The sequence below is a fragment of the Acidicapsa ligni genome (assembly GCF_025685655.1).
Taxonomy (GTDB): Bacteria; Acidobacteriota; Terriglobia; order Terriglobales; family Acidobacteriaceae; genus Acidicapsa; species Acidicapsa ligni.
On sequence record NZ_JAGSYG010000003.1, the window covers coordinates 147537 to 167084 of the forward strand.

At 52.7% G+C, this 19548-nt stretch carries 17 protein-coding genes; 9 read left to right on the forward strand and 8 right to left on the reverse strand.

The features are described 5' to 3' along the window. Window positions 1-147: 147 nt before the first annotated feature. The 3 genes from OHL19_RS11095 to OHL19_RS11105 all read right to left on the reverse strand — a co-directional run bounded on the left by OHL19_RS11095 (window position 148) and on the right by OHL19_RS11105 (window position 2794). Entirely contained in the window at window positions 148-558 is a 411-nt protein-coding gene (locus OHL19_RS11095) for a response regulator (RefSeq protein WP_263357763.1), read from the reverse strand. Between the two features lie 104 nt (window positions 559-662). Continuing rightward, a complete protein-coding gene (locus tag OHL19_RS11100) occupies window positions 663-1862 on the reverse strand; it encodes an alginate lyase family protein (protein WP_263357764.1) in 1200 nt (399 codons plus the stop codon). 110 nt (window positions 1863-1972) lie between these two features. Then, complete coding sequence (locus OHL19_RS11105; protein WP_263357765.1) at window positions 1973-2794, reverse strand: GAF domain-containing protein; 822 nt, start codon at window positions 2792-2794, stop codon at window positions 1973-1975. Window positions 2795-3281: 487 nt separating this feature from the next. On the opposite strand from OHL19_RS11105, the gene OHL19_RS11110 reads away from it, so the two are divergent. From OHL19_RS11110 to kduI, 4 genes are read left to right on the forward strand one after another with little or no spacing between them, the layout of a single operon-like run. After that, window positions 3282-4577, forward strand: coding sequence for an SGNH/GDSL hydrolase family protein (locus OHL19_RS11110; RefSeq protein ID WP_263357766.1), 1296 nt, complete (start codon window positions 3282-3284; stop codon window positions 4575-4577). Then, window positions 4574-5782 (forward strand): glycoside hydrolase family 88/105 protein, encoded by a 1209-nt coding sequence (locus OHL19_RS11115; protein ID WP_263357767.1) that lies wholly within the window; start codon window positions 4574-4576, stop codon window positions 5780-5782. The genes OHL19_RS11110 and OHL19_RS11115 overlap by 4 nt, the downstream gene beginning before the upstream one ends. A 54-nt stretch (window positions 5783-5836) precedes the next feature. Further along, window positions 5837-6994: a DUF4861 domain-containing protein gene (locus OHL19_RS11120; RefSeq protein ID WP_263357768.1), complete on the forward strand. Its 1158-nt coding sequence runs from the start codon at window positions 5837-5839 to the stop codon at window positions 6992-6994. A 7-nt stretch (window positions 6995-7001) separates the two neighbouring features. After that, complete coding sequence (kduI, locus tag OHL19_RS11125; RefSeq protein WP_263357769.1) at window positions 7002-7832, forward strand: 5-dehydro-4-deoxy-D-glucuronate isomerase; 831 nt, start codon at window positions 7002-7004, stop codon at window positions 7830-7832. Between the two features lies 1 nt (window position 7833). Here the strand turns inward: kduI and OHL19_RS11130 are convergent, their stop codons facing one another. After that, window positions 7834-8238, reverse strand: coding sequence for a DoxX family protein (locus tag OHL19_RS11130; protein WP_263357770.1), 405 nt, complete (start codon window positions 8236-8238; stop codon window positions 7834-7836). Window positions 8239-8361: 123 nt separating this feature from the next. On the opposite strand from OHL19_RS11130, the gene OHL19_RS11135 reads away from it, so the two are divergent. Continuing rightward, window positions 8362-9720, forward strand: a complete 1359-nt coding sequence (locus OHL19_RS11135; protein WP_263357771.1) for an MATE family efflux transporter — start codon at window positions 8362-8364, stop codon at window positions 9718-9720. On the opposite strand, the gene OHL19_RS11140 is transcribed toward OHL19_RS11135, so the two are convergent. After that, entirely contained in the window at window positions 9717-10265 is a 549-nt protein-coding gene (locus OHL19_RS11140; protein ID WP_263357772.1) for a DUF1572 domain-containing protein, read from the reverse strand. The two genes, OHL19_RS11135 and OHL19_RS11140, sit on opposite strands and share 4 nt — an antisense overlap. A 107-nt stretch (window positions 10266-10372) precedes the next feature. Further along, window positions 10373-11227, reverse strand: coding sequence for an aldo/keto reductase (locus OHL19_RS11145; RefSeq protein WP_263357773.1), 855 nt, complete (start codon window positions 11225-11227; stop codon window positions 10373-10375). Between the two features lie 608 nt (window positions 11228-11835). Between OHL19_RS11145 and OHL19_RS11150 the strand changes: the two genes are divergently transcribed. The 4 genes from OHL19_RS11150 to OHL19_RS11165 all read left to right on the forward strand — a co-directional run bounded on the left by OHL19_RS11150 (window position 11836) and on the right by OHL19_RS11165 (window position 17374). Next, window positions 11836-12873, forward strand: coding sequence for a helix-turn-helix domain-containing protein (locus tag OHL19_RS11150; protein WP_263357774.1), 1038 nt, complete (start codon window positions 11836-11838; stop codon window positions 12871-12873). 287 nt (window positions 12874-13160) lie between these two features. After that, window positions 13161-14012: an alpha/beta fold hydrolase gene (locus tag OHL19_RS11155; RefSeq protein WP_263357775.1), complete on the forward strand. Its 852-nt coding sequence runs from the start codon at window positions 13161-13163 to the stop codon at window positions 14010-14012. A gap of 203 nt (window positions 14013-14215) precedes the next feature. Next, the gene (locus tag OHL19_RS11160; RefSeq protein WP_263357776.1) at window positions 14216-15784 is read left to right on the forward strand and encodes a GMC family oxidoreductase; all 1569 of its coding nucleotides are present in this window, start codon (window positions 14216-14218) and stop codon (window positions 15782-15784) included. 177 nt (window positions 15785-15961) lie between these two features. Further along, on the forward strand, window positions 15962-17374 hold the full coding sequence (locus tag OHL19_RS11165; protein WP_263357777.1) for a flavin monoamine oxidase family protein: 1413 nt from the start codon (window positions 15962-15964) through the stop codon (window positions 17372-17374). Window positions 17375-17686: 312 nt separating this feature from the next. Here the strand turns inward: OHL19_RS11165 and OHL19_RS11170 are convergent, their stop codons facing one another. After that, window positions 17687-18238 (reverse strand): TlpA family protein disulfide reductase, encoded by a 552-nt coding sequence (locus OHL19_RS11170; RefSeq protein WP_263357778.1) that lies wholly within the window; start codon window positions 18236-18238, stop codon window positions 17687-17689. An 89-nt stretch (window positions 18239-18327) separates the two neighbouring features. Further along, entirely contained in the window at window positions 18328-19452 is a 1125-nt protein-coding gene (locus OHL19_RS11175; protein ID WP_263357779.1) for a hypothetical protein, read from the reverse strand. Window positions 19453-19548 lie beyond the last annotated feature (96 nt).

The following is a 19548-nucleotide window of genomic DNA, read 5'->3' on the forward strand; positions in this document are numbered from 1 at the left end:
TTTGGGAGGATGATTTGCAGGGCAGGAAGTAAGTCTGGTCACCAGGAGCGTTGCGGGGAGTACGCACCTGGCGGCCCGATGTAGCGGAGCGGCTGAAGTTTGAACATGAATACGCGAGGAATAGCGCAACGCAGTAATCGGATGCGGCTATCGAGCTTTGAAGTAGCCGTCTTCCAAGTCCTCGTTCCGCTTTTCGATTTCGGCAGTGGCTACCGGATGAAGTTTTTGCAGCAGGGCGAGAAGCAGCCTTGGGTCAAAGGACTCCAGCGAATGATCGGCTGTTTTACAGATGCCGCCTCTTGGTGTGCAGATGACGACGGTAGGGATATCGGGGCGCAGCGCCTTGAGGGCGGATATCAGTTCTTCGCAGGGCATATCGATCATTCCGGAGTCGGCGACTACGCCTTCAATCGCGGGAAACTTTTTGAGGGTTTCGATTGCCTCGTAGCTGCTATAGGCGGTGATGACGTTAAACTTTGCGGTTTCAAGGATCAGTTTGCGGGTCGAGATGCCGCTGGAGGTTTCGCGATCTACTACAAGGAAACAGGGCCTGATCATGGTGTTCTTTTATCAGGGGGAGTGGGGATGTGTATAGGGCTTTGACGAGGGGCCGAAATATCTCAGGGTTACTTTTCCTCTTTGGTCGTGATTTGGAGCATGTGTCATATCCAGAGCAGGGGTTGGCGAATTGGGTTGTTCCGGATGACTTCGTGGTCGGTGGGGTCGGGGTTGAGGGTTTTCCATAGGGCTATGTTAGGTTGCTGGTGGCAAGCCAGGCCGGTGAAGAGCAGACCGGGAGAGCGGACGGGCAATGCTTCAAAATGTTCTACGTCTTTTACGTATGGCCATGTGGTTTTGTCTTTTAGATAGGGATAGATAAAGTGGGCGGCTTTGCAGATTCCGCGGCCGTCGGGGAGTTGGAATGTTAGTAACTCCGGCTCGACAGACTTAAGCGACTGGCAGAGTGTGGCCATAACATCGAAGTTAAAGATGGAGTAACTATAGGGCTTGGTGCGAGCCAGTTCTTTGGGAAATGACCCGTCGAGGCCAAGTTGATCGGGCAGAAGTATTTCGGTGTACTGCCGGTGGATTTCGCTGCGGGTGGTCGTGTCGTCGATGAGACGGGCGAACTCCGATGCCTGGAGAGCCCAGCAGGTGGCATGGTTGTTTTGGGCGTCGCGTTCGTGCTGGCCTTTGTCGCTGGTCTTGAGCCATTGCAGGTAGCTGCGGAACCAATCCTTGAGCGCGGTCTGTTCCGCGGGGTTGAGGAAGTGTGGGCTGACGATGCTGGCGGCACGGGCTACTTCGACTAAGTGCAGTGTGTCGATGATGCCCCAGGAGCGACCCGTGGAGACTCCGTGAACTCCCTGGGAGTATTCAAGGTTGGGGTTCATGCGGGTGGCAGGGTTGATAAACCAGGCGCGTAGGTGATTGCAGGCTTGTTGGCCATAGTTGCGATCGCGTGTAAGGAGCCAGGCAGCGGTGAGGGCCGGCATCTGAATGGAGAGCGCGATCATGGCCTTGCGATGGTCATTGAAGTTTTCAGGATTACTTTGGCCGTCGCGATTGATATATGGGCCGCTGGGATTTTGAGGATCGGGCCAGAAGTAGTCGGCCTGAGAGAAGAAATCGTGCGGGCCGCCGGGGATTTTGAGGGAAGGGAATGCCGTTATCGTCTGGGGCTGCAGGGGGAGATAGTTGGCGGCCGCTTTGAGGATTCGCTGGCGATCGTTAGCGGCGACTAATTTGTAGGCATCCTCTTTGGGGATTGGGAGAGCCCAGGTAGAAGCGGAGGGAATGGCTACCGTTGCAAGGAGTTTGCAGGCCTGGCGGCGGGTAATCGGGGATTGGAATGGCGGCATTTACTGACTCGCTCTCACAGTTGTTGGGCGCGGTTATTAGGCGCTATTTGGCGTGCGAAGTCAGGATACTTCGGATGGGCTATGTATGTCTGTGGCTGAAGCAGGTGGGCTTATTCAGAGCGGAGCTTGCCTATTGGCAGGGCGAGAATTTCCTGGACGAGAGAAGAGAGACGCTGGACTGGCTCGGTTAATTCGTGGGCCAGGCTGGATGCCTCTCGATGGTCTTTGTCTTCGCGAGCCAGATAGAGCAGGTTGGTCACGCTTTGCAGCGGGTTGTTGATGTTGTGGGCGAGCTCGTTTGCGAGTGCTGCTGCGGCGGTGGCTTTGGCTTGCTCCACGAGAATTTTTTGCTGGCGTTGCTGACGAACGCCCATGGCGGCGAAGTTAGCAAGAGTTTGCATGAGGCGCAGATCGTCGCCGTCAAAGGCTACTGACTTTTGATGCGACACGATCCAGATGGTGCCGCGGGTCTCTTCAACCTGCCAGGGAAGGAGGATTCCGTCGGTGACGGCTGGGGCCTCGACTTTCATGATGTCGAAGAAGCGCTGGGTTACGCGGAAGAGCTGTGGTGTGCCGCGTTCGATGCAGACGCCGCAAGCGCTGGGGTAGCGGGGGAGTGTAGCGTTCAAAAAATTGGAGTAACTGCCGGCGGTGGCGACCCAGAGGTAGTATTTTTCGTCTGTCTTATCTTCCTGCTCGATGCTGATGCCGGCGCTGTCAGCTCCACAGAGATCGACAGCTGCGTTTACCAGTTCTTGGAGGATAGTATCGGGGCTTTCTACGAAGGCGTTGGCCAGACGCTGGAGAGCTTCCATCTGGATCATCGTGTCGTGCAGGTGAAGCCGCCTGGAGTTGAAGGCAGGATCCGTGAGCAGGTCGATGATCTCTATGCCGGTATCAGCATCAGCGGGATTCAGGATCAAGCTTTCCATAATCACCCTTCAAGCTAGAGTACTCCGGTATTGGTTGGGAAGGCTCTGGATGGTAAGCTATCACCATTGTGCATTTCCGCTGATAAAAAGAAGATTTCAAGAGAATACAGCAGAAGATTTGACTTTGCGAGGTGGCGAGAGAATACTAAGTTCTCAACGACCTAGTATGGTCTGCAGGATCGAGCAAACCCGCCTCTATGTAGGCTGTTTTCGTGCGTCCGCCCGCCAGCCAGCCATTTGCGCAGATCATGAGCGAACTTGCAACCCCCATCAGCTTAAGCTACCCGTTTCTGCTGTAGAGCAGAAAACCTCACGGCACATCTGCCTCGCACAGATGCAAAGATCGCCTTCGTCGCACCCTACCTCATGGGTCTTGTCGGCACCGGCGAATGCAACCTCTTCCTCAGAGCTTCTTGATCTTTGATAGCAGACACTCACCAACTTCTCCGTGTATTCTCGTTGAGAAAAAGATTTGAGAGAACCGACTATGCCTTCTAAGCTGCATACCAGCGGTATACTGACCGTTTTGTTTTTTGTGTCGTGCATCATTACTCCAGCTCAGGCTCCGTCTGCCAAGATAAATGCAAAGCCTTTCTACCTGCATGATGGCGACACCGTTGTCTTCTACGGTGACAGCATCACCGAGCAGCGCTATTACACCTACTGGATTGAGTTCTATACGGCCACTCGCTTTCCCCACATGCAGGTTCAATTCTTCAATGCCGGATACGGTGGTGACCGTGTAACCGGCGGCGGGGGCGGCCCTGTTGATGAGCGCCTGGCCCGCGATGTCTTCCCGCACAAGCCAACCGTAGTCACCATCATGCTCGGTATGAACGATGGCGGTTATCAGCCATTGAACGCTTCAATTGAAAACGACTATACAAAGGGCTACGAGCACATCCTCACCTCTATCCAGCAGACACTGCCCACTACGCGCATCTCTCTGTTTGGACCATCCCCGTATGACGAAATAACCCGACGAACAAAGATCCTTGGTGGCTACAATCCAACGCTCGTACGATTCTCTGAATTAGATAAAGGACTAGCCGCGAAATACCACGCCACCTATATTGACCTCAACGCTCCATTTGTAAAGGCGCTCAAGCGCGGCACTGCAATAAATCCGCTCGCGATCGAACTGTTGCTCCCCGACAAAATTCATCCGGAGCAACTAGCGCATTGGTTCATGGCTCTCCCAGTACTCAAAGGCTGGAACGCACCTTCAATAGTTTCGTCGCTTATTATCGATGCGGATAAAGCAACCATCATCGAGCAAACCAATACTCACATCGCAGATCTTCATAAGAGTGACTTGGGCCTTACTTGGACAGCGCTCGACGACGCGCTTCCACTTCCTCTGGACGACACAAATCCTGCCCAACATTTTCTCCGCCAACTGATTGATATTGAAGAGCAGTTGAATCAACAGCCTCTCCAGATACATAAACTGAAGGCCGGTCTTTATCAACTGATGATCGACGGTAAGCCAACCGCAAAGATCACGGCTCAGGAGTTTGAAAAGGGAATCAACCTCGCCGACCTCGATACGCCAATGCGAGGGCAGTCCAACGCTGTTGGGTGGACTATCCGCGATCGCGACAGTACTCATTATGTTCGCTCGAGAATGCTCGTGAGTCAGATGAAGACCGGCATTTCAGAAGAGCAAGGCGTGAGAGATCTGATCGACTTCGAGCAGGTACAACAGAAAATGATCTACGAGCTCGCGCAACCAAAACCTCACACCTTTCAGGTATTACCAATCGAAGGCGCAACTAAATGACAGTTCTATTTCATGGTTACTTAACTGGGCCCATTGCCCATCTTCATCGCAAAATCAAGCCTTATAGTCTGCTGATATTTCTATTGACGGCAAGCATGGCGATTGGCTCTGGCACAGCTTTTGCAATGCAACGAGATGTGCTGCCCGGCCTCGGCGACTCGCCCTCAGAGTCAATCGCAGGGCCATTGGCCCACGATCTATCCCCTGCGTTGAAGAAGAAGGATGTAGCCCACGCACTTCGCAAAGTAGCTGACTGGCAACTTAGTCGTGTCCAGGATCACTATAGTCAGGATTGGACTTTCGCCGCGCTGTACGCTGGTTTTGTAGCTGTTCCACCTACAGTTCATGGCAATGCATATCAGCACGCAATGATAACCATGAGCAAGCAATTCGATTGGAAATTAGGTTCACGTTCAGAACATGCCGACGATCATGCGGTTGGGCAAACGTATCTCGCGTTATATGAAAAGCACCATGATCCAGCTATGATCGCGCCAACACGCGCAACCATGGATGCACTCATCCTGCACGTGGACGACCCGCAGCAACCCTTGTGGTGGTGGTGCGATGCGTTGTTCATGGCTCCCCCTGTACTCGCGAATCTATCGAAAACAACTGGCGATAAGAAGTACATCGACTTCATGGATCGCGAGTGGTGGATCACCTCGAAGCTCCTCTACGACCCGCAAGAACATCTCTACTCTCGCGATGCAACGTTCCTCGATAAGAAAGAGAAGAACGGAACAAAAGTCTTCTGGTCGCGCGGCAATGGATGGGTAATGGCCGGCCTGGTTCGCGTACTTGAAGCAATGCCCAAAGACTATCCATCGCGACAACAATATGTGATCCAGCTACAAGAAATGGCTGCATCCATCGCAGCACTTCAAGGCAAAGATGGACTCTGGCGTCCTGGCCTGCTTGATGCAGACGCGTATCAACTTCCCGAGCTCTCGGGTTCAGCGTTTTACACGTATGCTCTGGCGTATGGTGTGCGTACAGGAATCCTCGATAGAAAGCGCTATCTTCCTGTAGTAGAAAAGGCGTGGGCTGGCCTTCTTGCACACGTATATCAGGATGGAAGGCTAGGTTGCATCCAACCTATCGGCGCTGCTCCCGGTGATTTTACCGCTAGCTCAAGCTATGTATTTGGAGTAGGCGCATTTCTGCTTGCAGGCTCCGAAGTCTACGAACTTTCGCCGAAGTAAGGATGGAAAATCCCCATGTCAATTTCAAGCATGCGCTCATGCATAGCAGCTTCCATGATGACTATCTCTATGCTTGCAGGCGTGAATGCGTCGTATGCCCAGCAACTCGTTCTCACCAATCTGCTGCATGAAACACGAACGACAGAGGTGATCCAACTTCCGCTTGCCGATGTTCGTAAACGAGTCCCAAACATAGAGCACATGATCGCCGAGAACGCTCGCACTCACGAGAGGCTGCCAACTCAGATTTACCCCAATGCCGATGGAGTCAAACCAGAGACACTACTCATCGCAGTTCAGCTTTCAAAGGGCGAAACGCTGACGCTGGACTTTGTCCCAGCCGACCATGAGCCGTCAGCCAACCCTCTTGTCTATGGACGCGAAGCGCTCGAACGCAAAGATGATTTCGCATGGGAAAATCAATACACAACCTATCGCGTCTACGGCCCCGCACTTGAAGCAACAGGCGAGATCACGTCCGGCATAGATGTTTGGTCAAAGCGTGTTCCTAATCTCGTTATCGATAGTTTTTATAAGCGCGATGCCGAGGGCTCACGCACGCATAATCCGTCTCTCTCCTATCACAAAGACGATGGTGTCGGATTGGATTCGTATCTCGTCGGCCCGTCCCGTGGATGTGGCGGCACTGGCATTTTGAGCGATGGTAAGCTATGGGTATCGAATAACTACACGCACTTACGCATGCTATCCAGCGGGCCGGTACGCTTTGCATTTGAGCTGACGTATGCTCCCTGGATAGCAAACGGAGTTGAGGTCACCGAAACCAAGCGCATCACTCTCGATGCTGGCACACATCTCAATAAAATCGACTCCACATTCACCTTCAATGGTGTGTCTGACATTGACGCAGCAGGCGGATTGGCTGTCCATGCCGGGGCAGCGTTTGAGCAACTTGCCGACGGAAATATTTTGTCCGTGTGGGACACACCACAAGACCCCACCGCAGATAGAATTGCGACTGGTCTCGTTGTGATTCCAGGGCAGCACACCACCGCATCGCAGTTGAGCGGCAACGCGCTGATCTCCATGCATCTGCACTCCGGCGAAACATTGAGCTATCTCGCAGGATCTGGCTGGTCCAAGGCCGACATGCCGACACAGCAAGCATGGAACATCTATCTGCAACAGACACTCACGCAGCTACAGCATCCAGTTGTAATTCGCTGGACCAAAGACAAGAAGCATCCGTAGGAGCACTATGAAGTTTCTCGAAATGCCAGACTCAGTCCGCTACACACGCATGAATACAGAGGAATTGCGTAGCTCCTTCCTCATCGAATCGCTGTTCACCAAAGACGCAGTGGAACTGATCTATGTCGATCTCGACCGCACTGTCATTGGCTCCGCAGTTCCAGCAACCGGAGCGCTCACACTTCCCTGTCCCAATGAACTGCGCGCGACATCTTTCCTTGAAAGAAGGGAACTAGGCGTTCTCAACATCGGAGGCCCAGGCACAATCGAAGTCGATGGCGAAGCATTTACTCTCGACAAGCTGGATGCTCTCTATATCAGCAGAGGCAATGCATCCATAACCTTTCGTAGCACCGAAGCCTCTACGCCAGCAGAGTTTTATCTGCTCAGCTATCCTGCTCACGCGACATATCCAACTACCCTCATTCGCAAAGCAGAACAGATCGCAACGACACTCGGATCGCAGGAGACAGCAAACCTTCGCCATATTTCCAGACTCATTCATCTTGAAGGAACACGCAGTTGCCAACTCGTCATGGGTGTAACCGAACTTGAGTCAGGCAGCGTATGGAACACCATGCCTCCACATACCCACATGCGCCGCTCAGAGGTCTATCTCTACTTCGACATACCAGCATCGGATCGCATCATTCATCTCATTGGTCCGCCGCAGGAGACGCGTCATCTCGTTATCGCGAATAAGCAAGTCGTAGTCTCACCGGGCTGGTCTATTCATGCAGGCGTTGGCACGCGCAATTACAAGTTCTGCTGGGGCATGGGTGGCGAAAACCAAGTCTATTCCGACATGGACCCAGCACCCATTACAGATCTGCGCTAAATTAGCGGCGCGTATAATTCAATGCCCATGCAATAAGAGGCAACTGTAGCGGCAATCGCACCCAGATTACCCACAGCGGAATCTGCGGAAAGTTCTCCGGATGTATGCACATGTTGATGTGTACCGGAGACACCGCGATCAACAGCGCCACGATACCCCATGCAGCAAAAGCGCGCGTTCTCGGAAAGACAAGCCCATCCGGCATCAACACGCCAATGCCTCCAAGAATCTCCGCCGCACCGCTGATATAAATCATCATTCCAGGCCACGGAATATATGGAGGCATGATCGGCAGATAAGCCTGCAGATTGCGAAAGTGATTCAATCCCGATACAACATAAAACAGTCCCATCACCACGAGACCAACATAATAGCCTCGCGAATGCACTGTGATTTCCATTTGCATCGATCTTGTTCTGCTTAGAGCCATCATGCAGGCAAGTCTCTCATGATTTGTGACAGATGCGTTATCGTCGCTAAGCTCCTTCCTCTATCCCATCAAACCCTTTAAACTGACAGGATGAACGAGATGCCACGCGCACATTGGAAGGGTGAACTCGCAGCACTCGTGCGCCTCGCCGTTCCCGTCGTTCTAAGCGAACTAGGCTGGATGGCACAGGGCGTCGTCGATACGATCATGGTCGGTAGACTCGGTCCAGTCTCCATCGGCGCTGTGGCACTCGGCAACGCGCTCTTCTACACTCCATCGCTCTTCGGCATCGGTCTGTTGCTCGGTCTGGATACAGTAGTTGCGCAGGCTTACGGCCGCAAGGACTACGACGATTGTCATCGCTGGCTTGCGCAAGGCATCTATCTGGCCATCGCCATCACGCCAGTTCTCATGATTCTCGTAGCCGCGGCAAGCTTCGGCTTCGGCCGCGTCGGCATCACAGCGGAAGTAGCAACGCCTGCAGCCGCCTACCTTCGCATACTCAATTGGAGCATCCTGCCGCTCCTCATCTACGGTGCATCACGTCGTTACCTGCAAGGCGTCGGCCAGGTCAAAGTCATTACGCTCACCTACGTGGCAGCAAACCTCATCAACTGGGGAGGGAACTGGGTGCTCATCTACGGACACTTCGGCCTACCCGCCATGGGGGTTCGCGGTTCAGCTCTCTCTACTGTGATCGCCCGCATCCTGATGGCCGTCTCGATGCTAGGCTTCGCCTGGCGCTACGAACGCAAGCGCGGCCATCCGCTCTTCAAGCATTGGGCTGGACCGCAGCTCGATCGCATCAAGGAACTCATCCGTCTCGGGCTACCGGCCGCCGGGCAGATCACGCTCGAAGTCGGCGCATGGAACGCCGCAACGCTCTCCGCCGGATGGCTCTCGCCCATCGCACTGGCCACACATCAGATCGCCATCAACTACGCCAGCGTCACCTACATGGTGCCACTCGGAGTCTCCGCAGCCGCAGCCGTCAGCGTTGGCCATGCCGTAGGAGCCGGAGACAAAGCCCGTGCCCGTCGAGCCGGTTGGCTTGCGCTCGGCCTCGGCACCAGCTTCATGATCATCGCCGGAATCGTCTTCTTCATCATCCCCAGGCCATTGATCGAACTGTACACGCACGACCCCGCAGTTCTCGCCGTTGGCCCAAGCCTGCTTTGGATCGCTGCCGCCTTCCAGATCTTCGATGGCGTTCAAACCGTCTGCACCGGAGCACTTCGCGGCCTCGGCGAAACCAGTGCTCCAATGATCGCCAACTTCATCGGATACTGGATCCTCGGCCTGCCGCTCGGGCTCATTCTTTGCTTCGTGCTCAAGTGGGGCATCTACGGCATGTGGATCGGTCTCACGCTAGCTCTGATCGTCATCTCGAGCATTCTGCTGCTCCGCTGGCACCGGGATTCTGAAAAGCTGTGTGCGCAGGCTTCGTTGCAAACTTAACGTTGGCTGACTTCGCCTCGAGCAACCTTTTGATTGAACACTTCTGACTGTCCACGGGGAACGCTCAGCGTCTGCCAACTCGCATGCTGAAGATGTTTCGCCAGAAAAACAATCTGTCCGCAGTGATAACTGTAGTGAGCCATCTGCCGATTGATGGCCTGCATCACAGAATGGGCCTCGCCGCGAATCATAACCTGCTGCACAAGATCAGCTTCCGTTAGTTCTTTGAGCGCTCCAAATAACGTAGCCCAGCCCACTTCCCAACATTCCAGAAGGGAATCGCGATTTCCCGGCGGTTCGCAGAACTCAGCATCCCGATTGCGCCACGGCTTCTCCCCATCAGTTGCAAGCAGATCACTCCAGCGCGATTGCATATTGCCGGACATGTGCTTGACCACAATTGCAATCGAATTCATCTCGGGATCGAGCGTAATGTAAAGCTGCTCGTCCGTCAGTTGCGCCATCGCATCGTCAGTCAGCTTTTTATAGTGGTAAAAGAGTCCAATGGAGTCTTCCAAGTATGAAGTCGTAAATTTAAGCGCCATATTCCCACCTTTAGTCTTAAAAGAGAACTCTACTCCGTCAGGAAGATGGCATGCAAAAACGGAGCCGCTATCAGCGACTCCGTTGCATTGCAACCCCCAAAGATTTGTTAGCTCTTCGCAGCAGCCTCGATCTCGGCCCACTCCGAATCGTTCAACTTCACATCCACGGACTTCACATTCTCCTCCAGATGCTTCACGGAAGAGGTGCCTGGGATAGGAAGAATTACAGGCGAATGTTGCAAAAGCCAGGCAATCGAAAGCTGGCTTAACGTGGCCCCATGCTTCTTGGCTGCTTCGTCCAACACTCCACCAGGCTGTGCCAGCTTGCCGGCCGCGACAGGGAACCACGGGATGAACGCGATGCCATGCTTCTCGCAATACTCCAGAACATCCTCATGTTCGCGGTCGCTCAGGTTGTACTTATTCTGGACGCTCACAATCTCGACAACCTTGCGTGCCTGCTCAATCTCCGAAACCTTGACCTCGCTCAATCCAATGTGCCGGATCTTGCCTTCCTTCTGCAGCTTTTTTGCTGCCCCGAGAGACTCCTCAACTGGGGTCTTTGGATCGATTCGATGCAACTGCCAAAGATCGATCGTCTCAAGCTTGAGAATGCGCAAGCTCAACTCGGCCTGCTGAATCAGATACTCAGCACGCCCAACGGGAGCCCATGCATTCGGTCCCTGGCGTGTCAGCCCAGCCTTCGTTGCCACCACAACGCCTTTAGCGTACGGCGCCAGCGCTTCGCCAATCAACCGTTCACTTACTGCCGGACCGTAGGAATCTGCCGTATCGATAAAGTTAACGCCCAACTCAACCGCACGCTTCAACACCTGCTTCGAATTTTCAGCATCCTTCGGCTCACCCCAAATTCCGTCGCCGACAATGCGCATGGCACCAAACCCAAGACGGTTAATCTCAAGATCGCCGCCCAATTTAAACGTCTTAATAAAATCACTCATATTGTTCTAGATGCCAACCTCGATGCAAAGGTTCGTGGCAATCAATCGTTATGATCGAATTCAATTCAATTGTAATAATTCAACAATTATCGATCATGCCGATTCCAGGTGTTTCTGGAGGCATTGCGCAGATCTATGTGATTGATTTTAGAATAGTTATTGGGAAATAAGCCTGAAGCTGTGTGCTAGAGTTTTGCGGGTTTTCTTGCCCATCGAAAGGCAGACAAAAGCAACAGTTGCCACCTCCTAAAACTGTTAGCGAACCATCTCGATTCGTCGTGCAAGGTGGACTCTTTTAATAAGGACCGCGCCGCTCGCTATTGGCATGACAATCCATCAGAAAGGGCCAAATCATGTCAGTTTTGCCAAGATTGTCACTTTATCAAAGACTAATCTCAGAAGGTACAGCAACGATTCTGTTTAAACTTGGTTCTGTAAGCCATAAACACTTGCGTAGTCTCCCGACCTTCGGTACACCCCATTCAACACTCTCCTTGCCACAAAGATGCACCTGTTTCGCCACAGACCGAATCGAATAAATAGATAAAATCCGACCCTTCTAAAGTAGAGCCCAAGGTCGCAAAAAAATAGTTAGGAGTCGGGCGCGCATGGATCAATCCAGGGAAGTCCCCACCGTCTGGAATCAACTCGCGGAGGCCATGTATCTCAAAGATTCGCCGACGGCGGAGGTAAGGCTATCGGAAGCTGCCTCTTTCTCGTTCGGTAGACTTCAGAGCAGTCAAGGCCTCCTTGAAGTTGCACGTCCTGTCGTCGGTGAGCGTGGCTACATTATTGCGTTGCAACTCAAAGCCATACCTTTTATCGAACAATTCCTCAGCAACAAGAAGGTATCGAGTGGTTCTTACCCTGTAGGTGGCGTAAGTGTCATCAATTTACAAGAGGAGCCGGCGGTCCTGCTCCCAAATCCCTTCGATGCGTTGGTGCTGTATGTCACTCAAACAGATCTGGATGAAACTACGGATGCCCATCAGGCGCCACGAGTAGAGCAGTTGGTCTGGCCGCACGGGGTAGTTGATCCTGTAGTTTACCACCTTGGGCAGACTCTTCTCTCTTCACTGGAGCAACCCCATCACGCTTCGAAGATTTTCGTGGATCATGTTTTGTATGCCTTGAACTGTCATTTTGCTTATTCGTATGGCGGTATGACAAGGTCGACTCCAAAAGTTCGAGGTGGGCTTTCACCTTGGCAGATGCGAAGAGCTACAGCGTTGTTGGATGCCCATCTCGACGGCAACATTGCTCTGCAGCAAGTTGCTGAGGCCTGTGACTTGTCCTTAGGTCACTTTGCGCGGGCTTTCAAAAAGACCTTTCGCAGGCCGCCTTATACATGGCTGACTGAACGCCGTATAGAGAAGGCCAAAGATTTTATGATGAACTCGCGATTGCCCCTGGCCGACATCGCCGCTCGGTCTGGATTTGCAGATCAATCTGCATTCAACCGCTCCTTCAAACGAATTCAGGGGATGAGTCCCGGGATATGGCGACGGAGAAACACTCTTGGGAGTAGCAGACAATACAATTCCGGCAATGGAGAAACGAGTTCAGACCAAGAAGTGCGAAGCCTACTCCCGCCATTCCTTGGCTCCGGCGTCGGCCTTTTCGATAGCCAGCTAACCTCAGATTGAAGCGACGGAAGATTGAAGGGCCGCGTCGAACGCTATTGCCTCGATAATCCATCAGAAATAGCCACATTACATCAGTTTTAGCCAAGACTGCTATCTCCATCCAAGACTAGCCTTGGATTACACAGCATAAGAACTGTGAACATGGCGGATGTATTTTCGAAGCGGCATCAAGGGCCAGTTTCAAGTGAACGACTGCATCCTGTCCTGCCCTCGACTTGCTCGACTTTTATGAAAATCATGTCACCCTTCCTGGGTTTCAGATATATCCAAAATTGGAGATTTATTTTATGGCAGTTCAATCAGCTCATCATGTGGCACCCAACTTATTTGTGACAGCTTCAAACGGTGTCAAGTACGCGTATCGTCGTTTTGGAAAAACCGGCGGTACTCCTCTACTCTTCCTTCAACATTTCCGTGGTGGACTCGACAATTGGGACCCGCTGCTTACGGACACGATCTCAGCCGAACGTGAAGTCATTCTTTTTGACAACACCGGAGTTGGGCTCTCCGAAGGTACGGTGCCAACAACCGTTCTGGAGATGGCGCATGATGCAATCGCGTTCCTCGATAGTCTGAAACTCGAGCAGGTTGATGTTCTGGGCTTTTCGTTGGGAGGCTTTGTCGCACAGGAGCTAGCATTGTTACGGCCTCTTCAGGTTCGAAAGCTGATCCTGGCTGGTACCGGGCCTCAGGGCGGACCCTCAATGCATGGTTGGCAAAAGGAAATTGCCGACGCCGTTCGTAAGCCGGATATCGGGGGAGAAGAACTTCTCTTTGCTTTCTTTGCACATACGCCTACGAGCCAGGCAAAGGGCATGGAGTTCCTCGGCCGCTTTATGGCGCGAACGGAAGATCGCGGCCCCATGTGCACCATTGAGGCATTCAGCAGACAGTACGACGCTGTAGTTGAGTGGGGTATTTCCGACCATGCAAAACTGGCTCGACTTGAATCCATCGCTCAACCGACCCTGGTAGCAAATGGCGAGAGTGACCTGATGATCCCCGCCAAGCTGACCCACCTGATGGGCGGCTTGATCCCGAACGCGAAGGTTGCAATCTATCCGGATGCCGCACACGGATTTCTTTTCCAATATTCTGTCGAGTTCGGCGCAGAGGTACTCAAGTTTCTCGCCAGCTAACCCAAATGCATCCCCTGCATGGATGATGGCGCAAGCTCGCCATCATCCATGCAGTGTTCAAAAACATGAGATGGAGTGACGGGGAATAAAAAATTATTCTCCGTTAAGACGCGACACTTCATGTTGTTCGCATTCGGTATCGATGGAGCCGAATGCGAGCCTGCCTACCTGCGCCCATCAACAACACACAAGGACAAAGCACCATGAGTTCCAATACTCCCGGCTCTGTTGTAGCCACGCATTACGACTTTATTGTTTGTGGATCTGGTTCTTCTGGATCCGTGATTGCAAGTCGTCTCTCTGAAAACTCTGCTGTGAAAGTACTGCTACTGGAAGCAGGCGGCGACGATACTGATCCGTTCGTTACCGAGGCAGCAGCGTGGCCCATGAACATTGGGAGCGAACGAGACTGGGGATTCACATCGCAGCCTGATCCCAACCTGAATGGTCGTTCCGTGCCTCTATCGATGGGTAAGGCGTTGGGCGGCGGCTCGACGATTAATACCATGATCTGGGCCCGAGGGCACCAGACCGATTGGGATTTCTTTGCCTCTGAAGCCGGAGATCCTGCATGGAATTACCAATCGGTTTTAAACATCTATCGCCGCATCGAAGATTGGCATGGGGAGCCAGATCCGAAGTATCGCGGTGTAGGTGGTCCGCTCTTTGTTGAACCTGCGCCTGACCCCAATCCTATGGCGGGAGCGATGCTTGAGGGATGCCGATCACTCGGAATTCCTGTCTATGAGAATCAGAATGGCCGAATGATGGAGGGTGCTGGCGGGGCTTCTATCGTGGATATCCGTGTACGCGATGGAAAGCGGCAATCTGTATTCCGCTCTTATGTCTTTCCTAATATTGACCGGCCTAATCTAACGATTCTGTCTCACGCACTGGTAACTAAACTGATCTTCGATGGTAAGCGAGCTGCTGGTGTAGAGATTGTCTTTGAAGGTAAGACGCAATGCATTTTAGCGACGTCGGATGTCATTCTTTCACTGGGCGCGATCAATACTCCGAAGGTATTGATGCAATCTGGTATAGGTGACGAGGCTGAATTAAAGCGATTCGGAATTCCAGTAGTGCAGCATCTGCCAGGCGTCGGTCAGAACTTTCAGGACCATGTTGGATTCGATTCAGTTTGGGAGGCACCCGAGCCATTATCGCCACGCAATAACTTGGCCGAAGCCATGGTTTTCTGGAAGAGCGATCCGAAGCTTGAGGCTCCTGACATGCAGATCATTCTGGGCGAGTTCTTCAAATCTACACCTGAGAACATTGCGAGATTTCACGCGCCCACCAACGGCTGGATATTATTCGGAGGTCTTGAAAGACCGAAGAGCCGTGGAAGTATCAGTCTCACCGGTCCCAATCCAGACGATCCTCTACAAATTGACACCAATTTCCTATCCCATCCGGACGATCTAAAAGCCGCGATTGCCTGTATAGAACTGTCGCGGGAAATAGGAAATTCTGCAGCACTCAAACCGTTCGCCAAGCACGAGGTTATGCCGGGTAACTTGAAAGGCGCGGATCTTGAAGAATACGCACGCAATGGAGCCTCAACCTATTGGCATGAGACATGCACGGCAAAGATGGGCCGCGATACAATGTCTGTTGTGGATGGCAATTTAAAAGTGTACGGAATAGAAAATCTTCGCATCGTTGACGGCTCCATTATGCCAAGGATCACTACTGGTAACACGATGGCTCCATGCATCATCATTGGCGAGCGTGCCGCGGAGATTATCCGAACCCACCACAAGCTATAAGGGCATTCAGGCGGCTGTCGTCACACTCTAAGGAACAACAAATATCGGAAGAACTGTTTGCATCTTCAGTATGGGTAAAGCATGGCAAGGAGTGACTTGCTGAAGTTCATACTGAAACTGTAGCTGCGGCTAAGAAGTAATAAATCCAATAGTTAGTGCCATTTGATAAGGAACATTATGAACCGACGTGCTTTCCTCGCAGCATTGGCTGCCGCAGCTTTAACCCCGTCAGCCAATGCCGCCTTTGCCCCTTTGGCTACCTCTCGACGAAAAGTAGTTATCGTGGGCGGAGGGCTGGCGGGCCTTTCTTGCGCTTACGAGTTGAAGAAATATGGTTTCGATGTTGTTGTTCTCGAAGGGCAGGGACGTGCAGGCGGCAGAGTTCAAACGCTGCGAGAAGGATTATATCCAGAGCTTACCGCTGAAACCGGGGCGACACGAATCCCGGACACGCATCATCTTACGCTTTCTTATATACAAGAATTTGGTCTCAAACTCGAACCTTTCCACGGCGGTGATCTCGCAGACGTAATTCATCTGCGCGGGAAAAATTACGTTCTTCGTCACGATTCCGAACCGGACTGGCCACTGAATCTGAGCCCGGAGGAACGCCGCCTGGGCCGCAAGGGTATGGCGGAACGCTACATGGGCGGTCCAGTGCAACGCGCGAAGGGCAGTGAGAATTCGCTCAATGTTCCCAAATCTATTTTGGAGCAGGATGACTCCACGCTTCGCGAATATCTGACCAAGCAAGGTCTTTCCCCCGACGGCATTGAACTCATGACCGTGGGTGGGGACACCGCTGCGAGTGCCGGGTTGCTTATGCTGGTTAATTTCAACGAGCAGGTATCCCGCCAGTATTTCCATATCTCCGGCGGTAACGATCAACTTCCAGGAGCGCTCGCCAGCCGGCTCGGCGGAGCAGTCCGGTATGGATGCCGAGTCGTAAGCATCGGGCAGGATGACGGCGGTGCATGGGCAGTTATTCAAAATGCCGAAGGCCACGAGACCGTTCGCGGTGACTATGTTGTGTCCGCGCTTCCGTTCTCGGTAGCCAGGAATCTGTTCTCTGAGGCGCGCCTTTCCGCTGACAAGCAACGCGTTATCCAGGAACTGAAATACTTCCCGGTAGATAAGATATTCCTTCAAATGCAGAGCCAATTTTGGAAGGCGAGCGGCCAGAGCGGATTCGCCAATACCGATCTGCTGTCTGAGCGTTTCTGGGCACTGGGACCGGATACGCCCGAAAAGCGAGGTCTCCTGCTGTCCTATGTAATCGGGTCGAAAGCAGCGAAGCTGGACGAAATGGATGTAGAAAGCCGTATAAAACAAACACTCGCTGATGCAGAAATCGTGTTTCCCGGTGCGGTCGAACACTTTGAAGCAGCTCGATCAAAGAGTTGGGCTCAGGATCCTTGGCAGCTAGGCGGTCTTTCGGCTTTCGGCCCTGGCGAACTCAGCTCTATTCCTGTGAACGCGCGCAGGGAAGGGCGAATTCTTTTTGCGGGCGAGCATACGTCCCGCTGGAATGGATGGATGCAGGGAGCTATCGAATCGGGGCATCGCGCAGCGAGGGAAATTCGTGCGTGAAGCGGCCAGCCTATCGTCGCCCACTATTGACTGAATGCTAGCCGGCTAGCGTTCAGCTATACATTTTGAAGAACTGCGGCGGCAAGGAATCTGTAAGATGAATCCGGCCGCCAATCAGCACCATCGCATGGAAATTGAGGTGTGATGAGTGCTGACAACGGACCCAAAACCAACGAGACGAGATGCGGTGTAAAAGGTCTTTATAGACGCTTTTATGCAGTATCAGGAAAAGAATCATCATGTCTGATAACAGATATTCTGTAACAATTAGATTAAATTAGCTAACCATCTTGGCTACTATGGCTTGAATTCTTATTTTTCATCCAAATGTTTAACTAGCGCCAGAGGTTCGCTACTCTGCTTTTTGCCTAGTAACCACTCCACTCGTTCTTCAATTTCTCCAGGCCTCATCTGCCCGAGTATTCGAGCGCGGACCATACCATCCGTATCCAAAAATACTGTTGCCGGAACAGCTTCTCCCAGCTTGAGCCGCTTTAGATCCTCATCTGTCGCTCCGACCCAAATAGGATAAGAAATCCCGCGCTTCTCCAGATACCCAGGAATCTTTTTTTGTGTATCGGCGGCATCGACCGAGACGCCCAAAAACGCAACATTGTCATCCTTGTATTTATCCGCAGCCTTGACGAGCATAGGCATCTCCGCGTCGCACGGCCCGCACCAAGTAGCCCAAAAATTCAGCACGACGATCTTTCCCCGCAGATCGGACAGGCGCATGTCTTTTCCCTGTAAATTTCTCAGGGACAACGAAGCTGGTTTTTCCGATCCCGCATTTAGAACTCCCACATTCAGAACCACAAAACTAGCCAGCAGCATGACGGCTGCCATCCATGAAAGTCGCTTCAAAATACTCTCCTTCGATATGTAATCAGCAAATGGGCGGTGGCCCTGTACCCAGCGACAGGGCCATCCTCCACATATAGTTTCGGCAAATACTAGAAGCGATGCTGGAAGCTGGCCAGCCACAGCCAATCCGCAAACGCCGCGTCTCCATGTGTACCCAACTGCATGTCCGGAACGCTGGCAATTCGGTTTCGGTAAACAGCCCGGTCGATGTTGGCCGTGATGAGGTCATGGCCGCCCTTCATGCTGTAGATGACTCCAGGCTCAAGCGAAACCGCATATCCCGGCCGCCGGAAACCCTCATCTCCACCAATCAGGTCATGTGCCGGAACGCCCTCTTTGCGCAGTCCGCCGGTCACTGTCAGGCCCGGCACTTTGGCGACCATGTAGGCCACACCAAGCTGTAGCAGGTATTCATCCGCTGCCGAAACTTTGGCTTCCTGCGCCGGTTCCGGGGTTCCAAGCGGTGAAACGTTTGCAACGCCATTCGTCTCAGATGGAGTCACCAGGTAGCTCCCATTGAAATAGGCCTGTGTCGAATGGGAAAGCGCCTGAAACGACTGCACTGTCACCGGAATAGCCCACACGCCAATTCCCGGCTGGATGGAGTAATCAGCCGTCGAATTCGCCGATGGCGTTCCCGGAATAGCCACAAAATTGTTCTGGATATTGTCTCGTCCTGTCGGCATCTGCACACCCAATCCAACCTGGATGTTATGGCTTGGATTGTTCTTCGGATTCCAGACCCAGCCCTGCCCCTGGAAACTCACGTCGCCAACTCCAGATACCCCGTAATCTCCAATGAGATCGACTCCGGGTGCTCCTCCGCCGAGACTACCTGCCGCGATGAAATACCGGCGGCTGGCAAACTCTACTGGAATATTCCCTTCTACGCTGAATCGTGGCGTGATCTGGTACGTCAACCCTGCATCCAGCAAGTTGATCCGATTGCGCACATTGGAATGTCCCTGCGTCCTATAAACCTGCTCAACCGACCCTACATAATGGCGAAAGGAATACAAATGCCTGTAATCAAAATTAAGCTGCCAATGACCTGGCGCAAGATAACCTCCATCATTGTCTGGACCTCCCACTCCACCTACGGAATGAGCTACAACACATCCCTGAGCCTCTAATACCTGGGGAACTGCTACCCCTAACGCGGCGACAGCCAAAACCACTATTCCTGACCTAACTACAAGCCTCTTCAATGACATCCAGTTCTCCTGATTATTGTTTTCGGTACAGGAGAACCTTATCGGTGAGGTCAGACAAGTGTCTTGGACATAAGGGATGGCATGCAATTCCACCTT